This window comes from Pseudomonas sp. FP818 (assembly GCF_030687335.1).
Lineage (GTDB): Bacteria > Pseudomonadota > Gammaproteobacteria > Pseudomonadales > Pseudomonadaceae > Aquipseudomonas > Aquipseudomonas shahriarae.
Window position 1 is genome coordinate 5,119,353 of record NZ_CP117427.1, and the last position, 17,470, is coordinate 5,136,822.

A 17,470-nucleotide genomic window follows, 5' to 3' on the forward strand; every position below is an offset into this window, starting at 1 on the left:
GTACTCATCGGTACGACGGTTGTTGCGCGGTGGTCAGAAAATGAAACGGCAAGCCCAGATCGTGGCCGGCGTACACATAGACGATATCGAAACCCGCCGAGCGCGCCCGCAAGGCGGCCGCCCGATGCATCTGACGCAGTTGCCTGATATCCGCAAGACTCATGGCCCGCGCCTGGACCGGGTCATACCCTCGCACTGGAGTGTCAGAGGGGGCCCACGGCACTTCGCGGCTGTAGCGATTCGGCGCGGAGTAGCCATTGAACGCCAGTTCAACGCCTGCCAGTGAACCGTGCTGGTGGACCGCCTCACACATGCGCGCCAGCGCCGGTATATCTCGCTCGTCCCACAACCGTGCTTCTATATAAGGAGAAAACTCGCTGTATGGGCTGATCTCGCACTCCTCCGTACAAACTACGCCCCATCCTCCCTGGGCCTTGATGCCACGCATACTCGCCATGGCGGAGGGGTGCACATGCCCCATACCGTTGCAATGAGGCACTTGATAAAAGCGGTTACGGGTGCGAACCGGTCCTATTTGAACTGATTCAAAAAGAATGTCATACCGAGGATCGCGCACAGGGCTACTCCCGAACGAATAAGTCCGTTGATAAAGGCTCAAAGAGCTATATAAAAATCAGTCGTGCGTTAACAGTCGAATTGCAACGCAGGTTCAACTTTGTACATAACCTACAAATGTTTGATGCAACTGTGCGATTGAACGCAAATACTCTTCCATCTCTGGACCGAGCTTTTTCGACATATCGTTAATCAACAAATGGGTCAGGGACAACATGGTCGACGTCGAGTCCCATAGCAGCTCAAGCTCCGTGGACACCCGGAATACCTCGTCGGCATTTTGCTCGGCCCACTCGCAAAAGTTATCGGTAATCAGCGTGACGGGAATATTGCGGCTGCGAGCCTCGCGACATAACAGCAGTGATTGGCGCGAATAACGTCGCGCTTCATAGACAATCAGCATCGAACCGGCCGGGGAAGCGAGCAATACCTCGCCGAAATGACCGGAGGCGCCATCCAGCAGATGCACGCCACGGCGCAGATACTGCAGCATATGAGCCATGGAACAGGCGGTACCGCGCTCAGTCCCGAAACCGGCGACAAAAATCTGCGGTGTTTGCGCAAGCCTGCTGGTCACTGCCTGCCAGGGAACGGTACGGGTGTATTCATAAACCCGCACCAGGGCCGCGATTTCCAACTCCAGGCTGCGGGCCAACGAACGCTGGCTATCAGAACCCTCCTGCTGGAAAGCGCGCAGCCGGTCGCCGATCAACCAGGGGCTATCGCCCAAGTCATCCTTGAGTTCGTTCTTGAGGTCTTTGAAATGCTTGTAGCCCACGGCGCGACAGAAGCGGCCAACGGTGGACTCACTGATGGCAAGCTTCTGCGCCACCATCGCCGAGTTCTCGAAGGGCAGATCCCTCAAGTTCGACAAAATATAAGCCGCCAGCGCGCGATAGGAAGGCGATCTGGATGACAGCTGCTGTTGGAGGCGTGTTTTTATAGGTGTGTTCATGGCGTCCTCTGCGCATGAGCACAAACTGATATTTTTCTATCACTCAGTCAATACGTGACAGATAACTATCAGAACAATCCTACAAATCAGGGTCTGGAGCCCAGCGTTCTACTTTTCCGGCATCGGCATCGGAAACGGCATGACATTGCTCACACCCCGCGCCTCGCTGATCTTGGGCGTGCCCAGGCGCTCGACTTCGTCGATGCGCACAATCGAATGCATCGGCACAAAACTGCGCACCACGCCTTCGAACTGGGCCTTGAGCTTTTCCTCGCCCGGATCGACGACCAGCTGCGTGCGCTCGCCAAAGACGAACTCTTCCACTTCCAGGAAGCCCCACAGATCACTTTGATAGATCTGTTTTGCGTACATTTCGAACACCTGGCCCTGGTTAAGGAAAATCACCTTGTAGATTGGAGCTTCACGTTTGGTCATGGGGGGCGGGCAGCACATCGGCGGATATAAATGAGGGCGCGAACTATAGCATGGCACCCGATGCACAGTGCTAGGAACCAATGGGCATGCCCCCTATAATGCGCGGTTCTTTACCACCAGTTGACGATTCCCATGGCCAAGAAGCTTTACATCGAAACCCACGGTTGCCAGATGAACGAGTACGACAGCTCGCGCATGGTCGATCTGCTGGGTGAACATCAGGCCCTGGAAGTCACGGCTCGCGCCGAAGATGCCGACGTGATCCTGCTCAATACCTGCTCGATCCGCGAACGGGCCCAGGATCGGGTCTACTCGCAGCTGGGCCGCTGGCGTGAACTGAAACTGGCCAACCCGGACATGGTGATCGCCGTCGGTGGTTGCGTGGCCAGCCAGGAAGGCGCGGCCATTCGCGACCGCGCACCCTATGTCGACGTGGTCTTCGGCCCGCAGACCCTGCACCGCCTGCCGGAAATGATCGACGCTGCGCGTATCACCAAGTTGCCGCAGGTGGACGTCTCGTTCCCGGAAATCGAAAAGTTCGACCACCTGCCCGAGCCACGCATCGACGGCCCGAGCGCCTATGTGTCAGTGATGGAAGGTTGCAGCAAGTACTGCACCTTCTGCGTGGTGCCTTATACCCGGGGCGAAGAAGTCAGCCGACCGTTCGACGATGTGCTGGCGGAAATCATCCACCTGGCCGAAAACGGCGTGCGTGAAGTGACCCTGCTGGGGCAGAACGTCAACGGCTATCGCGGCCAGACCCACGATGGGCGCCTGGCGGACCTGGCCGAGCTGATTCGCGTGGTCGCGGCGGTAGACGGTATCGAGCGGATTCGCTACACCACCTCGCACCCGCTGGAGTTCTCCGACAGCCTGATCCAGGCCCACGCCGAAGTGCCGGAGCTGGTCAAGCACCTGCATTTGCCGGTGCAATCGGGCTCGGACCGCATCCTCTCGGCGATGAAGCGCAACCACACGGCCCTGGAGTACAAGTCCAAGCTGCGCAAACTGCGCGCCGCCGTGCCGGGCATCTGCATCAGTTCGGACTTTATCGTTGGTTTCCCTGGCGAGACCGAGAAGGACTTCCAGCAGACCATGAAGCTGATTGAAGACGTCGGTTTCGACTTCTCCTACTCCTTCGTCTACAGCCAGCGCCCCGGCACTCCGGCTGCCGACCTGGTCGACGAGACCCCGGAGGAGCTGAAAAAGGAGCGCCTCAACGCCTTGCAGCATCGCCTCAACCAGCAAGGTTTCGAGATCAGCCGACAAATGGTCGGCTCGACCCAGCGCATCCTGGTCACCGATTACTCGAAGAAAGACCCGGGCGAGTTGCAGGGACGTACCGAGAACAATCGGATCGTCAATTTCCGTTGCGACAACCCGACGCTGATCGGCCAGTTCGCCGACGTGCACATCGACGCGGCGCAACCGCACTCGCTGCGCGGCTCACTGATCCAGTAACCCATCAATACTCCTGACTGGTGGAGATCAAAATGTGGGAGCGGGCTTGCTCGCGAAGGCAGTGGATCAGTGACAGATGCATTGACTGACACACCGCCTTCGCGAGCAAGCCCGCCCCCACATGGGAACCGCGCAGCATTCCGATAACTTAAGTGCTTTCGCACACCGGCGGCTGGCGTTATCCTCTATTTCACCTAAACAGCCAAAGGGCGGCTAAAAGCAACCTTGAACGCACCCATAGCAGAACCCCATCGTTTCCTCCTCGAGCCGTTTGAGGCTCGTCGTTTCGCCAATCTGTGCGGACAGTTCGACGAGCACCTGCGCCTGATCGAACAACGCCTGAGCATCGAGATCCGCAACCGCGGCAATCAATTCGAGCTGATTGGCGAACCCCAGCACACCACGTCTGCAGAAAACCTGCTGCGTCGCCTCTACCGCGAAACCAAGGGTAGCGAGCTGTCGCCGGAAACCGTGCACCTGTACCTGCAGGAATCCGCCGTGGAAGACCTGGCCAACAACCCGGTGGCCGAAGCCAGCGTGGCGCTGCGTACCAAAAAAGGCATGATTCGCCCGCGCGGCTTGAATCAGCAGCGCTATGTCAAAGAAATCCTCGGCAACGACATCAACTTCGGCATCGGCCCGGCCGGTACCGGCAAGACCTACCTGGCCGTGGCCTGTGCGGTAGACGCCCTGGAACGCGAACACGTGCGACGCATCCTGTTGGTGCGCCCGGCGGTGGAAGCCGGTGAGAAACTGGGCTTTCTGCCCGGCGACCTGGCCCAGAAGATCGACCCGTACCTGCGCCCGCTGTACGACGCACTGTATGAAATGCTCGGCTTCGAATACGTGGCCAAGCTGATCGAGCGCCAGGTGATCGAGATCGCCCCGCTGGCCTATATGCGCGGTCGCACGTTGAACAACAGCTTCATCATCCTCGACGAAAGCCAGAACACCACGGTCGAGCAGATGAAGATGTTCCTGACCCGTATCGGTTTCGGCTCCACCGCCGTGATCACCGGCGATATCACCCAGGTCGACCTGCCCAAGGGCACCAAGTCGGGCCTGGGCCAGGTGATCGAGGTGCTCAAGGACGTGCCGGGGATCAGCTTTACCCACTTCATGCCCAAGGATGTGGTGCGTCACCCGCTGGTACAGCGCATTGTCGAGGCCTACGAGCGCTTCGAACACCGCGACGACGGGCTGTCGAAGGACAACCGCCGCGATGCTTGAGCTTGATCTGCAACTGGCCACTGAAGCGCCAGCCCCCAGCGAAGAACAGTTCCGCCAATGGTGCACACTGGCCCTGCGCCAGCGCAGCGCCGACTCGGAACTGACCATCCGTCTGGTGGACGAACCTGAAGGCCGCGAGCTGAATCACACCTGGCGCCAGAAAGACTACGCGACCAATGTGCTGTCGTTCCCCGCCGATGTGCCGGATGAACTGCTGGATATCCCGCTGCTGGGTGACCTGGTGATCTGCGTCGCGGTGGTGGAGCGCGAAGCAAAGGAACAAGGCAAGGCCCTGGAGGCCCACTGGGCCCACTTGGTCATGCACGGCTGCTTGCATCTGTTGGGTTACGACCATATAGATGATGAAGAAGCCGAAGAAATGGAAGCACTGGAACGAACGTTGCTTGCAGAGTTGGGTCATCCTGACCCCTATGCAGACGACGAACACTAATCGACACTCAACTGAAACAATCAAGGATTTAGAGTAATCGCTATGAGCGAAGACCGATCGAGCAACGGGCAAAAGTCATGGCTGGGTAAACTGACCCAGGCTTTTGCCCACGAGCCGAAAAACCGCCAGGAGCTGCTGGAGCTGCTGCGCGAGGCCCATCAGAACAAGTTGCTGGACAGCGAAGCGCTGGCCATCGTCGAAGGCGCCATCCAGGTGGCTGACCTGCAGGTTCGGGACATCATGGTCCCGCGCTCGCAGATGATCAGCATCAAGGCGACCCAGACCCCACGGGAATTCCTCCCGGCCGTGATCGACTCGGCGCACTCGCGCTACCCGGTGATCGGCGAAAGCCATGACGACGTCATGGGTGTCCTGCTGGCCAAGGACCTGCTGCCGCTGATCCTCAAGGAGAACGGCGACAGCTTCAACATCAAGGACCTGCTGCGTCCTGCGACCTTCGTGCCTGAATCCAAGCGCCTGAATGTGCTGCTGCGCGAGTTCCGCGCCAACCACAATCACATGGCCATCGTCATTGACGAATACGGCGGTGTCGCCGGCCTGGTGACCATCGAAGACGTGCTGGAACAGATCGTCGGCGATATCGAAGACGAACACGACGTTGAAGAAGACAGCTACATCAAGCCGCTGCCCAGCGGTGATTTCCTGGTCAAGGCGCTGACGCCGATCGAGAACTTCAACGAGTTCTTCGACAGCGAATTCTCCGACGATGAGTTCGACACTGTCGGTGGCCTGGTGATGAGTGCGTTTGGTCACTTGCCCAAGCGTAACGAAACCACCGAGATCGGCGCCTATCGCTTCCGCATCCTGAATGCCGATAGCCGTCGCATCCACCTGATCCGCCTGACACCTATTGCCCGCTAAGGACTGATATGCGCCGTCTCACCGCACCCGGCTGGCCCGGTAACCTGCTGGCCGTGGTGGCCGGTGCTATCACCACCCTGGCGCTGGCGCCGTTCGATATATGGCCGCTGGCGCTGGTGGCGGTCGGGGTGTTCTATGCCGGGATGCGCCAACTGACACCCCGCCAGGCCTTCGGGCGTGGCTGGTGTTTCGGCTTTGGCCTGTTTGGCGCGGGCACCAGTTGGATCTACTACAGCATCCATCACTTTGGCGGCGCGTCGGTGTTGCTGGCCGGGCTGTTGATGCTCGCGTTCACCGCCGCGATTGCGCTGTTCTTTGCCCTGCCCGCCTGGCTCTGGGCGCGCTGGCTGCGCCGTAACGAAGCGCCGCTGGCCGATGCCCTGGCGTTTGCCGCGCTATGGGTGGGCCAGGAAGCGTTTCGCGGCTGGTTCCTCACCGGTTTCCCTTGGTTGTACTCCGGTTACAGTCAACTCGACGGCCCGCTGGCCGGGCTCGCGCCGCTGGGCGGGGTGTGGCTGATTTCGTTTGCCCTGGCCTTGAGCGCGGCACTGCTCGTCAACCTGCCGCGTTTGCTGGCAGCCAGGCGCAACGCGTTTATCGGCGCAGGCCTGGTGCTGCTGGTTGCGCCCTGGGCCATTGGCCTGGGGCTCAAGCACTACGCCTGGACCAGCCCCGCCGGTGAACCGCTGACCGTCGCGGCGATCCAGGGCAATGTCGAGCAGAGCATGAAGTGGGATCCGGCGCAGCTCAACGCGCAACTGGCGCTGTACCGCGACATGAGTTTTGCCTCCAAGCGCGTGGACCTGCTGATCTGGCCGGAAACCGCCGTGCCGGTGCTCAAGGAGTCCGTCGAGGGCTACCTGGGGATGATGGGCAAATTCGCTGCCGACCGGAACGCGGCGATGATCACCGGCGTGCCGATCCGCCAGGAAGTACGCCATGAGAAGCGCTACTTCAATGGCATCACCGTGGTCGGTCAAGGCGATGGCACCTATTTGAAGCAGAAGCTGGTGCCCTTTGGCGAGTACGTGCCGCTGCAGGATGTATTGCGCGGGCTGATCGCGTTCTTCGACCTGCCGATGTCGGACTTCGCCCGCGGGCCTGAGGACCAGGCCATGCTACAAGCCAAGGGTTATCAGATCGCGCCGTATATCTGCTACGAAGTGGTCTATCCGGAGTTCGCCGCCGGCCTCGCCGCCCGCAGCGACTTACTGCTGACCATCAGCAATGACACCTGGTTCGGCACCTCCATCGGCCCCTTGCAGCACCTGCAAATGGCCCAGATGCGCGCCCTCGAAGCCGGCCGCTGGATGATCCGTGCCACCAACAACGGCGTGACCGGCCTGATCAACCCATTCGGGCAGATTACCGAGCAGATCCCGCAGTTCGAGCGCGGCATTCTCTACGGCGAGGTCGTACCGATGCACAACCTGACGCCGTACCTGCAATGGCGTTCGTGGCCGCTGATCATCCTGTGCCTGGGGCTGTTTGGCTGGGCCCTGCTGGCCGGGCGCATGGCCAAGACCGTCTGACAGACACCCAAGCCCCAATGTGGCAGCGGGCTTTTTGTGGGAGCGGGCTTGCCCGCGATGGAGGTGTATCAGTCAGCATTTTTAGTGACTGACCCACCGCCATCGCGGGCAAGCCCGCTCCCACACAAGCCCCATATGTTGATTTGCGGCGTTAACGATAGAACAGGCGGTAACCTACCTGCCCCACCGCCTCATTGATCAACTGCCCGCTCTGCCAGATCGACTTGAATTCCGGCATCCAGCCGCCCAGCGGCCGGGCATTGTCCACCCCCAGGAAGCCGACCGGCGCCGGCACCACGGTAAAGCCGGCCTTCTCGAAGCTCCACACCGAACGCGGCATATGCCAGGCCTGGGTCACGACTACCACGCGCTTGACGCCCTGGGGCAACAGGATCTCGGCACTCATCTGCGCATTTTCCCAGGTGGTGCGGCTGCGCTCTTCCTTCCAGCGCACGGCCACGCCAAAGTCTTGCTGCATCGACACTGCCATCAACTGCGCCTCGCTGGGCGGCGTGCCGTAGTGCAGGCCGCCGCTGGTCAGCACCGGCAGCCCGGACGCCTTGGCCAATCGCGCCGCGTAGCGCTGGCGCTCCAGGCCGATACCGGTCGGCTGATCGGCGCCCCAGGCCGGATCACCGCGCTCGCGGCCCGAGCCCAGCACCACAATGGCATCGGCCCGTTCTGCCAGGCTGGCCCAGTCTTCCACGGCCAATGGCGGCTCGGTTTCCAAGGCGCGTGCGCCCCACTCCACCATCACCGGCAAGCTGATCAGCCACATCCCGCCAAACCCGAGGGCAAAGCACACGCCGGCCAAGCGTGGACGGGTGCGGCGAAACCACCAGGCAAGGGCCAGCAGCAGCAAGAGAATGCCGGGCGGCAGCAATAATTGTTTGATGAAATAACGAATAGGCATCGAGCATCTCCAAAGATGCCCGAAGCCTAAGGTGTAACGGGGTTTAGCGACAATCTTTACCAGCGGTGGATAACGCTGATCAGGTTACTTGAATCGCACAGACCGCAGCTTTTCCGGGCTGCGGCCGGCGGACAAGTCCTTGAGCCATACCACCTTGGACGATCGCACCGCTTCCCTGGCTGGCACAGGAGCCACCCATTGCGGGATCGGGCGCGCGTTCAAGTCCAGGTAGGCCTTGATCACTTCAAACTCTGCAGGGCTCAAGCCTCGCAGTTCCAGCTCATCAGGCCGTTCGTCACGCAATCGGCCTGCGGTTCTTGCTGCGTCCAGTGCTCGACCCAAGCGGTCGATCAGTCCTTCATACACTTCCGGTTTCGTTCTCATTCGCTGCGAATCAACCATCCCCTCACCTCATTAAAGATAAGTCTCACTCCCCAATAAACAGCGTAGCTGCGCTGACGCAACCAACCGCGCGCCGCGACCAACGGCCTGCGCGGCGCAATCAGGGTTTCCCTCGATAGAGTGGGGTCATGTATGCTACGGCGCTTCCTGTAACTCCACTTCCCGCAGGGTTTGGGCACGGACGCGCCGCTTTTTGGTGTCGCTCAACCCGGACAATGCACCGAAGAGGATTAGGCCACCCCTATTCAGTTCAAAAGTAGCCATGCACGAACAATATCAGCCCCGTGAAATAGAAAATGCCGCCCAAACTTTCTGGGACGAACAAAAGTCCTTTGAAGTCAGTGAACAGCCAGGCAAGGAGACTTACTACTGCCTATCCATGTTCCCTTACCCCAGCGGCAAACTACACATGGGGCACGTGCGTAACTACACCATCGGCGACGTGATTTCCCGCTACCAGCGCATGCTCGGCAAAAACGTCCTGCAACCTATGGGTTGGGACGCCTTCGGCATGCCTGCGGAAAACGCCGCGATGAAAAACAACGTAGCGCCCGCCAAGTGGACCTACGAGAACATCGCCTACATGAAGACCCAGCTGCGCAGCCTGGGCCTGGCCGTGGACTGGTCCCGCGAAGTGACCACCTGCAAGCCGGACTACTACCGCTGGGAACAATGGCTGTTCACCCGCCTGTTCGAAAAAGGCGTGATCTACAAAAAAAGCGGCACCGTGAACTGGGACCCGATCGACCAGACCGTCCTCGCCAACGAGCAAGTGATCGACGGCCGTGGCTGGCGTTCCGGCGCGCTGATCGAAAAGCGCGAAATCCCGATGTACTACTTCAAGATCACCGCCTACGCCGATGAACTCTTGTCGAGCCTCGACGACCTGCCGGGCTGGCCTGAACAGGTCAAGACCATGCAGCGCAACTGGATCGGCAAGTCCAAGGGCATGGAAGTGCAGTTCCCGTACAACGTCGATTCCATCGGTGAAACGGGCGCTCTGAAAGTTTTCACCACCCGTCCGGACACCCTGATGGGCGCGACCTACGTCGCCGTGGCCGCCGAACACCCGCTGGCCACCCAAGCCGCACAGAACAACCCTGAGCTGCAGGCCTTTATCGCCGAATGCAAAGGCGGCAGCGTGGCTGAAGCCGACGTCGCCACCCAGGAGAAAAAAGGCCTGCCGACCGGGCTGTTCGTCGAGCACCCTCTGACCGGTGAAAAACTGCCGGTTTGGGTCGCCAACTATGTGCTGATGCACTACGGCGATGGTGCAGTAATGGCAGTGCCCGCTCACGACGAGCGCGATTTCGAATTCGCCACCAAGTACAACCTGCCGATCAAGTCTGTGGTGCGTACCAGTTCCGGTGATACCAACCCGGCCCCATGGCAAGACGCCTACGGCGAACACGGTACCCTGATCAACTCCGGCGAGTTCGACGGCCTGGACTTCGTAGGCGCTTTCGACGCCATTGAAGTCGCCCTGATCAAGAAAAACCTCGGCGCCTCGCGTACCCAGTTCCGCCTGCGCGACTGGGGCATCAGCCGCCAGCGCTACTGGGGCTGCCCGATCCCGATCATCCACTGCGAAACCTGTGGTGACGTGCCGGTGCCGGAAGACCAACTGCCGGTCGTCCTGCCCGAAGACGTGGTGCCGGACGGCGCCGGTTCGCCGCTGGCGCGCATGCCCGAGTTCTACGAGTGCAACTGCCCGAAATGCGGCCAGCCTGCCAAGCGTGAAACCGACACCATGGACACCTTCGTCGAGTCCTCGTGGTACTACGCCCGCTACGCCTCGCCGCACTATGAAGGCGGCCTGGTGGAAAAATCCGCAGCCGACCACTGGTTGCCGGTGGATCAGTACATCGGTGGTATCGAACACGCGATCCTGCACCTGCTGTACGCGCGCTTCTTCCACAAGCTGATGCGTGACGAAGGCCTGGTCAGCTCCGACGAGCCGTTCAAGAACCTGCTGACCCAGGGCATGGTGATCGCCGAGACTTACTATCGCCGCGAAGCCAATGGCGCCTACACCTGGTTCAACCCGGCGGACGTCGAGTTGGAGCGTGACAGCAAAGCCAAGGTGATCAGTGCCAAGTTGAAATCCGACGGCCTGCCGGTGGAAATCGGCGGTACCGAGAAGATGGCCAAGTCGAAGAACAACGGCGTCGACCCGCAGTCGATGATCGACCAGTTCGGCGCCGACACCTGCCGCCTGTTCATGATGTTCGCCTCGCCGCCCGATATGAGCGCCGAATGGTCGGACTCTGGCGTCGAAGGTTCGCACCGCTTCCTCAAGCGCGTCTGGCGCCTGGCCCATGGCCATATCAGCCAGGGCTTGCCGGGCAAACTGGACGTGGCGTCGTTGAGCGACGAGCAGAAACTCATTCGCCGCAGCACCCACCTGGCCATCAAGCAAGCCAGCCAGGACGTGGGCCAGCACCATAAATTCAACACCGCCATCGCCCAGGTGATGACGCTGATGAACGTGCTGGAAAAAGCCCCGCAGGCTACCGAACAGGACCGTGCACTGGTGCAGGAAGGCCTGGAAGCAGTCGTCCTGCTGCTGGCGCCGATCACCCCGCACATCAGCCACGACCTGTGGAGCCAGTTGGGCCACAGCGGCGCGGTGATCGATGCTGCATGGCCGGTCGCGGATGACAGTGCCCTGGTCCAGGACACGCTGCAACTGGTGATTCAGGTCAACGGTAAACTGCGCGGCCAGATCGACATGCCTGCCAGCGCCAGCCGTGAAGAAGTCGAAGCTGCCGCGCGCAGCAATGAGAACGTGTTGCGCTTCACCGAAGGCCTGACGATCCGCAAAGTGATCGTAGTGCCCGGTAAACTGGTCAATATCGTCGCTAGCTAATCGGATCGGGCGCCAGGGCAAGAGCCCTGGCGCCGAACAAAACCTCCAGGGCCTCGATAAGGCCCACATGGTTTCAAGGGGAGCAATAAAATGATCAAACGCAACTTGCTGGTTATGGGCCTTGCCGTACTGCTGAGCGCATGCGGCTTCCAGCTGCGCGGCACCGGCACCACGGAACTGGCGATCAAGGAATTGGATGTCAGCGCGCGCAACTCCTATGGCGAAACCGTGACCCAGCTGCGCCAAACTCTGGAAAACAGCGGCGTCAAAGTCTATAACGGCGCGGCTTACAAGCTGGTGCTGATCGACGAGAAAGAGACCCAGCGTAACCTCAGCTACGCCAGTGCCGGCCGGTCTTCGGACATCGAGTTGAGCAGCGTGCTCATGTTCCAGATCCAGGGCCACGACCAGTTGCCGCTGATCAGCGACAAACTGCAAGTGCAGAAAGTCGTGACGCACGACGGCAACAACCTGGTCGGTTCCGACACTGAGGTCAATCAGGTGCGCAATGAAATGCGCCGTGACCTGGTACAGCGTATGGTCCTGCGCCTGCAGATGATCAGCCCGGCCCAGCTCGATGCCCTGCAGCAGACTGCCGACGCCAAGGCCAAGGCGGATGCGGAGGCGCTGAAAGCCGCGCAGGACTATGAAAACAGCATTCCCAAGCAATCGCCTGTTGAAGTCCCTGCCGAGTAAACCAGACGGGGCGCGTCATGCGCCCCGTCCATCCAGCCTATGAAACTCGCCCCCGCCCAACTCGCCAAACACCTGCAAGGCAACCTCGCGCCTGTGTACATCGTCAGTGGCGATGATCCGCTGTTGTGCCAGGAAGCCGCCGACACCATTCGCCAGGCTGCGCGCCAGCAAGGCTTTGATGAACGCCAGGTGTTCAGCGCCGACGCCAGCTTCGACTGGGGCACCCTGCTCCAGGCCGGGGCCAGCATGTCGCTGTTTGCCGAAAAACGCCTGCTGGAACTGCGCCTGCCCTCGGGCAAGCCCGGCGACAAAGGCGCGGCGGCCCTGATGGAATACTGCGCCCGCCCCGCCGAGGACACGCTGTTGCTGATCAGCCTGCCCAAGCTCGATGGCAGCGCGCAGAAAACCAAATGGGGCAAGGCGCTGGTGGAAGGGGCACAGACCCAGTTCATCCAGATCTGGCCGGTGGACAGCAGTCAGTTGCCGCAATGGATTCGCCAACGCCTGTCGCAAGCCGGATTGTCTGCCAGCCAGGACGCGGTCGAACTGATCGCGGCCCGGGTTGAAGGCAACCTATTGGCGGCGGCCCAGGAAATCGAAAAGCTCAAGCTGATGGCCGAAGGTGGCCAGATCACCGTCGAGACCGTGCAGGGCGCGGTGGCCGACAGCGCACGCTTTGACGTATTCGGGCTGGTGGACGCAATCCTCAACGGTGATGCGGCCCACGCCTTGCGCATGCTCGAAGGGCTGCGCGGTGAAGGGGTCGAGCCGCCGGTGATTCTCTGGGCGCTGGCCCGGGAACTGCGCTTGCTGGCCAATATCGCCCTGCAGTACAGCCAGGGCACCCCTCTGGACAAGGCCTTCAGCCAGGCCCGCCCGCCGGTGTGGGACAAGCGCAAGCCCCTGATGAGCAAGGCCCTGCAACGGCACTCGGCGCAACGCTGGGCGCAATTGTTGCTCGAAGCCCAACGCATCGACGCGCAGATCAAGGGCCAGGCCGCAGGGTCGCCGTGGATGAGCTTGAGCCGTTTGTCGCTGCTGATGTCCGGCCAGCGCCTGGCACTGCCCGCCGAATAGCACGCTCGCCCAACCACCACAAAACCAATGTAGGAGCTGGCTTGCCTGCGATGCAGGCGCCTCGGTGTGTCAGTCACGCGGTGGTGATGCCATCGCAGGCAAGCCAGCTCCTACAGTTTTGATCGTCGCCGTATTCAGGTTTTTGATATTTCCTACATCGCGCCGGGCTGGACAGCCGGCAGACTTCGGCAGATGATTTGCACCGCATCACCCACCCCATCGGAGAGTCCCGATCATGAGCAAAAAGCCATCCAAGCATGGCCCCAACAAGGCCAAATCCATCATCGCCCAGCCGTTGTTCCGCAGTCGCCAGGAACGCGCCGGCAAAGGCAAAGGCAGCTACCGCCGCGAAGCCTTCCAGTCTAATAGCTGGGAGGCTTCTTACTTTCTGGCTGCCTGAAGGCAAGCGCCCCTCTGGCATGATAAGGTCTGCACCTGATTCGTATTTCCTGGACCTGTGCATGCCCTCTAGTCTTTCCCGTCGTTGGCACCTTCGCCAATTGATTGCTGCCTCCAGCCTGATCCTGTTAGTCGCCTGCGCCGAAAAACCCACCGCCGCCGACGCTCAGCCCCTGCCCACGCTCCAGACCGCACCGGTTGCCGCCCCCGCCATAGTTGCGCCCCTGGCCGTGACCAATCTCGATATCCAACCGACCCAGACCTTCGCCGAATGGCAGGCAGGTTTTCGCGTCGAGGCCCTGAAGGCCGGTATCACCCCGACGGTATTCGACACCGCCTTCGCCAACGTCACCCCCGACATGGCGGTCATCCGCGCCGACCGCAGCCAGCCGGAATTTTCCCGCCCGGTGTGGGAATACCTCAACGGTGCCTTGTCGGCGCTGCGCGTACGCAATGGCCAGGCCTTGCTGATCAAGCACGCCGATATCCTGCAAAGCATCGAACAGCGCTACGGCGTTGATCGCCAGGTGCTGGTCTCGGTGTGGGGCATGGAAAGTAACTTCGGTTCGTTCCAGGGCAATAACTCGGTGATCCGCTCCCTGGCGACCCTGGCCTATGAAGGCCGCCGCCCGGCATTCGCCCAGGCGCAGTTGCTGGCCGCGCTGCAAATCATCCAGCACGGTGACATTCCAGCCGAACAGATGCGCGGCTCGTGGGCCGGCGCCATGGGCCAGACCCAGTTCATACCGACCACCTACAACACCCACGCCGTGGACTTCGACGGCGACGGTCGCCGCGACATCTGGAACAGCTCGGCCGACGCCCTCGCCTCCACTGCGCACTACCTGCAAAGCTCGGGCTGGCAGAAAGGCCAGCCGTGGGGCTTTGAGGTGCAGCAATTGCCGACAAACTTCGATTACGCCCTGGCTGATGGCGTGGTGCGCAAGCCGGTCGGCGAATGGTTGAAGCTGGGCCTGCAGGTGCCGGCCGGTGCCAGCGTGCCGCCCAACGTAGAAACGCTGTCGGCCGCCCTGCTGCTGCCGGCCGGCCATCGTGGCCCGGCGTTCCTGGTGCTGGATAACTTCCGCGCAATCCTCAAGTACAACAACTCGTCGTCATACGCCCTGGCGGTCGGCCTGTTGTCCGAGCGTTTTGGCGGCGGTGGGGTGATTCGCGGCGATTGGCCAACCGATGAACTGCCACTGACCCGCTCCCAGCGCATCGAGTTGCAGACGGTGTTGAGCGCCAATGGCTATGAGGCCGGCAACCCGGACGGGATTATCGGCGCCAATACGCGCAAGGCGATTCGTGCGGCGCAGCAGTCGTTGGGCTGGCCGGCGGATGGATATCCGACGGTGAAGTTGTTGGAGTCGTTGCGTAGCCGCTAGATCGGTGTAGGGCGACTGCCGCTCCCACATTTGGAATGCAATTCCCTGTGGGAGCCAGCTTGCTCGCGATAGCGTGCCGACAGGCGCCAAAACACTCAGAGCCTAGACACCACATCCTGCTCCAGCACCAGCCGCTGTTCCCCCGCATCCAGGCGCACCAAGGCGCCCATCGGCAAGGTCAGATTGGGGTCGCAATGGCCGCTGCGCCAGCCGGACAGGACCGGAATACAGAACGGTTGGAAGGTCTGTTTCAACAGCCGCTCCAGCGCGACGTTATCCACTCCCGCCACATCCCCCACCAGCACACCGCGCACCTGCGCCAGCTTGCCCGCCAGGCGCAAGTGCGTCAGCAGGCGGTCGATGCGATAGATTGGCTCGTTGACGTCCTCGATAAACAGGATGATGCCCTCGGCATCAAGCTCGAAGGGCGTGCCCATCACCGCCGCGATCATCGACAGGTTGCCCCCCAGCAAGCGCCCACAGGCGATGCCAGGCTCAATGGTGGTCAGCGGGTACGCCACTGGGTGCGCCAGCACACTGCCAGCGCCCAGCTGGCCGCGCAGCAGGCTGAACAGTGATGACTCAGTGGGCTGTTGCTTGTCACCGAGCAGGTCGGCATTGAGCATCGGGCCGTGGAAGGTCACGAAGCCGGCGTAGCGGCTGATCGCCAAGTGCAGCGCGGTGATATCGCTGTAGCCGACGAAGGGCTTGGGATTGGCTGCCAGCAGCTCGAAATCCACGCTATCGAGCAAGCGTGGGGTGCCGTAGCCACCGCGCAGACAGAAGATGGCGTCGATCTCGGGGTCGGCGAAGGCAGCGTGCAGGTCGCGCAGGCGTACTTTATCGCTGCCGGCCAGATAGCCATCGCGCTCATACACCCCCGAGAAAATCCGCAGCTCGTAGCCACGGGCGCGCATCCATTGCCCGGCCTTTTCAACATCCAGCGCGGCGGGGCCAGCGGGGGCAATGAGGCCGATCACACCTTCGGCGCGCAGGGCGGGTACGGCGGTGGCAAGCGGGTTAGTCATCCTTGGTTCTCCCTATTCTGTACAGCACAACGAACTGTGGGAGCGGGCTTGCCCGCGATGCACACGCCTCGGTGTATCAGTTGCACCGAGGCGATGCTATCGCGGGCAAGCCCGCTCCCACACAAACCAGCCCCCCTACACGCCCATCCACACAAATGGATCGGCGCCAAGGTTTAGGAAACCAGGCTAGCCTTGACCAGCTTGGCCTGTTCGTCGGCGTGGTACGACGAACGTACCAGCGGGCCCGACGCGACGTTCTTGAAGCCCATCTTGTAGCCTTCTTCGGCAAACCAGGCAAAGGTGTCCGGGTGCACGAAACGCTGCACCGGCAAGTGGCTGCGCGATGGTTGCAGGTACTGGCCGAGGGTCAGCATGTCGATGTCGTGTTCGCGCATGCGCTTCATGACTTCGATGACTTCTTCGTCGGTTTCGCCCAGGCCCAGCATCAGCCCGGACTTGGTCGGGATGTGCGGCATCATCTGCTTGAATTTCTGCAGCAGGGTCAGCGACCACTGGTAGTCCGAACCCGGACGCGCAGCCTTGTACAGGCGCGGAACGGTTTCCAGGTTGTGGTTGAACACATCTGGCGGCTCGGCGGCGGTAATTTCCAGGGCGACGTCCATACGGCCACGGTAGTCCGGGACCAGGGTCTCGAGCATCACGTTCGGCGACAGTTTGCGGATTTCGCGGATGCAGTCGGCAAAGTGCTGGGCACCGCCGTCGCGCAGGTCATCGCGGTCTACCGAGGTGATCACCACGTACTTGAGTTTCAGGTCGGCGATGGCGATGGCCAGGCTTTCCGGCTCGTTGACGTCCAGTGGCTTCGGCCGGCCATGGCCAACGTCGCAGAACGGGCAACGACGGGTGCAGATGTCACCCATGATCATGAAGGTCGCGGTGCCGCCGGAGAAGCACTCACCCAGGTTCGGGCAGGAGGCTTCTTCGCACACACTGTGCAGCTTGTGCTTACGCAGCAGCGCCTTGATACGGTCGACTTCCGGCGAGACCGGGATGCGTACGCGGATCCAGTCGGGCTTTTTCGGCAGTTCGGTGGTCGGAATGATCTTCACCGGGATGCGTGCAACCTTCTCGGCGCCGCGCAGCTTGACGCCGGCTTCCACCTTGGCACGCGGAGCCGGGGCCGGACGCTCGGTAATGTCCAGCGTCGGGATCATG

17 protein-coding genes are annotated in these 17,470 nt (G+C 61.3%); 10 read left to right on the forward strand and 7 right to left on the reverse strand.

Annotated features, from left to right (window positions below; all coding sequences use genetic code 11):
- Positions 1 to 4 precede the first annotated feature (4 nt).
- The 3 genes from PSH80_RS23280 to PSH80_RS23290 all read right to left on the reverse strand — a co-directional run bounded on the left by PSH80_RS23280 (position 5) and on the right by PSH80_RS23290 (position 1,966).
- On the reverse strand, positions 5 to 577 hold the full coding sequence (locus PSH80_RS23280; RefSeq protein WP_370693708.1) for a hypothetical protein: 573 nt from the start codon (positions 575 to 577) through the stop codon (positions 5 to 7).
- Positions 578 to 670: 93 nt separating this feature from the next.
- The gene (locus PSH80_RS23285) at positions 671 to 1,531 is read right to left on the reverse strand and encodes a MurR/RpiR family transcriptional regulator (RefSeq protein ID WP_120734194.1); all 861 of its coding nucleotides are present in this window, start codon (positions 1,529 to 1,531) and stop codon (positions 671 to 673) included.
- Positions 1,532 to 1,639: 108 nt separating this feature from the next.
- Entirely contained in the window at positions 1,640 to 1,966 is a 327-nt protein-coding gene (locus PSH80_RS23290) for a DUF1820 family protein (protein ID WP_003236992.1), read from the reverse strand.
- Positions 1,967 to 2,098: 132 nt separating this feature from the next.
- Here PSH80_RS23290 and miaB point away from each other — a divergent pair, with 132 nt between their 5' ends.
- The 5 genes from miaB (at position 2,099) to lnt (ending at position 7,522) form a co-directional block, all read left to right on the forward strand.
- Positions 2,099 to 3,427, forward strand: a complete 1,329-nt coding sequence (gene miaB / locus PSH80_RS23295) for a tRNA (N6-isopentenyl adenosine(37)-C2)-methylthiotransferase MiaB (protein ID WP_057439015.1) — start codon at positions 2,099 to 2,101, stop codon at positions 3,425 to 3,427.
- A gap of 225 nt (positions 3,428 to 3,652) precedes the next feature.
- On the forward strand, positions 3,653 to 4,657 hold the full coding sequence (locus tag PSH80_RS23300; protein ID WP_305418460.1) for a PhoH family protein: 1,005 nt from the start codon (positions 3,653 to 3,655) through the stop codon (positions 4,655 to 4,657).
- Positions 4,650 to 5,108 (forward strand): rRNA maturation RNase YbeY, encoded by a 459-nt coding sequence (gene ybeY, locus PSH80_RS23305; RefSeq protein ID WP_057960691.1) that lies wholly within the window; start codon positions 4,650 to 4,652, stop codon positions 5,106 to 5,108. Before PSH80_RS23300 ends, ybeY begins: the two co-directional genes overlap by 8 nt.
- 42 nt (positions 5,109 to 5,150) lie before the next feature.
- Positions 5,151 to 5,990, forward strand: coding sequence for an HlyC/CorC family transporter (locus PSH80_RS23310; protein ID WP_005791724.1), 840 nt, complete (start codon positions 5,151 to 5,153; stop codon positions 5,988 to 5,990).
- A gap of 8 nt (positions 5,991 to 5,998) precedes the next feature.
- Complete coding sequence (gene lnt, locus PSH80_RS23315; RefSeq protein WP_057960692.1) at positions 5,999 to 7,522, forward strand: apolipoprotein N-acyltransferase; 1,524 nt, start codon at positions 5,999 to 6,001, stop codon at positions 7,520 to 7,522.
- A 151-nt stretch (positions 7,523 to 7,673) separates the two neighbouring features.
- On the opposite strand, the gene PSH80_RS23320 is transcribed toward lnt, so the two are convergent.
- Both PSH80_RS23320 and PSH80_RS23325 read right to left on the reverse strand, forming a co-directional pair.
- Complete coding sequence (locus PSH80_RS23320) at positions 7,674 to 8,435, reverse strand: YdcF family protein (RefSeq protein ID WP_057439012.1); 762 nt, start codon at positions 8,433 to 8,435, stop codon at positions 7,674 to 7,676.
- An 84-nt stretch (positions 8,436 to 8,519) separates the two neighbouring features.
- The gene (locus tag PSH80_RS23325; protein WP_057439011.1) at positions 8,520 to 8,837 is read right to left on the reverse strand and encodes a hypothetical protein; all 318 of its coding nucleotides are present in this window, start codon (positions 8,835 to 8,837) and stop codon (positions 8,520 to 8,522) included.
- A 262-nt stretch (positions 8,838 to 9,099) separates the two neighbouring features.
- Here PSH80_RS23325 and leuS point away from each other — a divergent pair, with 262 nt between their 5' ends.
- The 5 genes from leuS (at position 9,100) to PSH80_RS23350 (ending at position 15,266) form a co-directional block, all read left to right on the forward strand.
- Complete coding sequence (gene leuS, locus PSH80_RS23330; RefSeq protein WP_305418465.1) at positions 9,100 to 11,706, forward strand: leucine--tRNA ligase; 2,607 nt, start codon at positions 9,100 to 9,102, stop codon at positions 11,704 to 11,706.
- Between the two features lie 90 nt (positions 11,707 to 11,796).
- Positions 11,797 to 12,402: an LPS assembly lipoprotein LptE gene (gene lptE, locus PSH80_RS23335; RefSeq protein WP_057439009.1), complete on the forward strand. Its 606-nt coding sequence runs from the start codon at positions 11,797 to 11,799 to the stop codon at positions 12,400 to 12,402.
- Positions 12,403 to 12,441: 39 nt separating this feature from the next.
- A complete protein-coding gene (gene holA, locus PSH80_RS23340; protein ID WP_057960696.1) occupies positions 12,442 to 13,479 on the forward strand; it encodes a DNA polymerase III subunit delta in 1,038 nt (345 codons plus the stop codon).
- 235 nt (positions 13,480 to 13,714) lie between these two features.
- A complete protein-coding gene (arfA, locus tag PSH80_RS23345) occupies positions 13,715 to 13,879 on the forward strand; it encodes an alternative ribosome rescue factor ArfA (RefSeq protein WP_003176285.1) in 165 nt (54 codons plus the stop codon).
- A 61-nt stretch (positions 13,880 to 13,940) separates the two neighbouring features.
- Entirely contained in the window at positions 13,941 to 15,266 is a 1,326-nt protein-coding gene (locus PSH80_RS23350) for a lytic murein transglycosylase (RefSeq protein ID WP_057960697.1), read from the forward strand.
- 95 nt (positions 15,267 to 15,361) lie between these two features.
- Here the strand turns inward: PSH80_RS23350 and PSH80_RS23355 are convergent, their stop codons facing one another.
- Positions 15,362 to 16,294, reverse strand: a complete 933-nt coding sequence (locus PSH80_RS23355) for an LD-carboxypeptidase (protein WP_057439006.1) — start codon at positions 16,292 to 16,294, stop codon at positions 15,362 to 15,364.
- 173 nt (positions 16,295 to 16,467) lie between these two features.
- Positions 16,468 to 17,469, reverse strand: coding sequence for a lipoyl synthase (lipA, locus tag PSH80_RS23360; RefSeq protein WP_057444888.1), 1,002 nt, complete (start codon positions 17,467 to 17,469; stop codon positions 16,468 to 16,470).
- Between the last annotated feature and the right edge of the window lies 1 nt (position 17,470).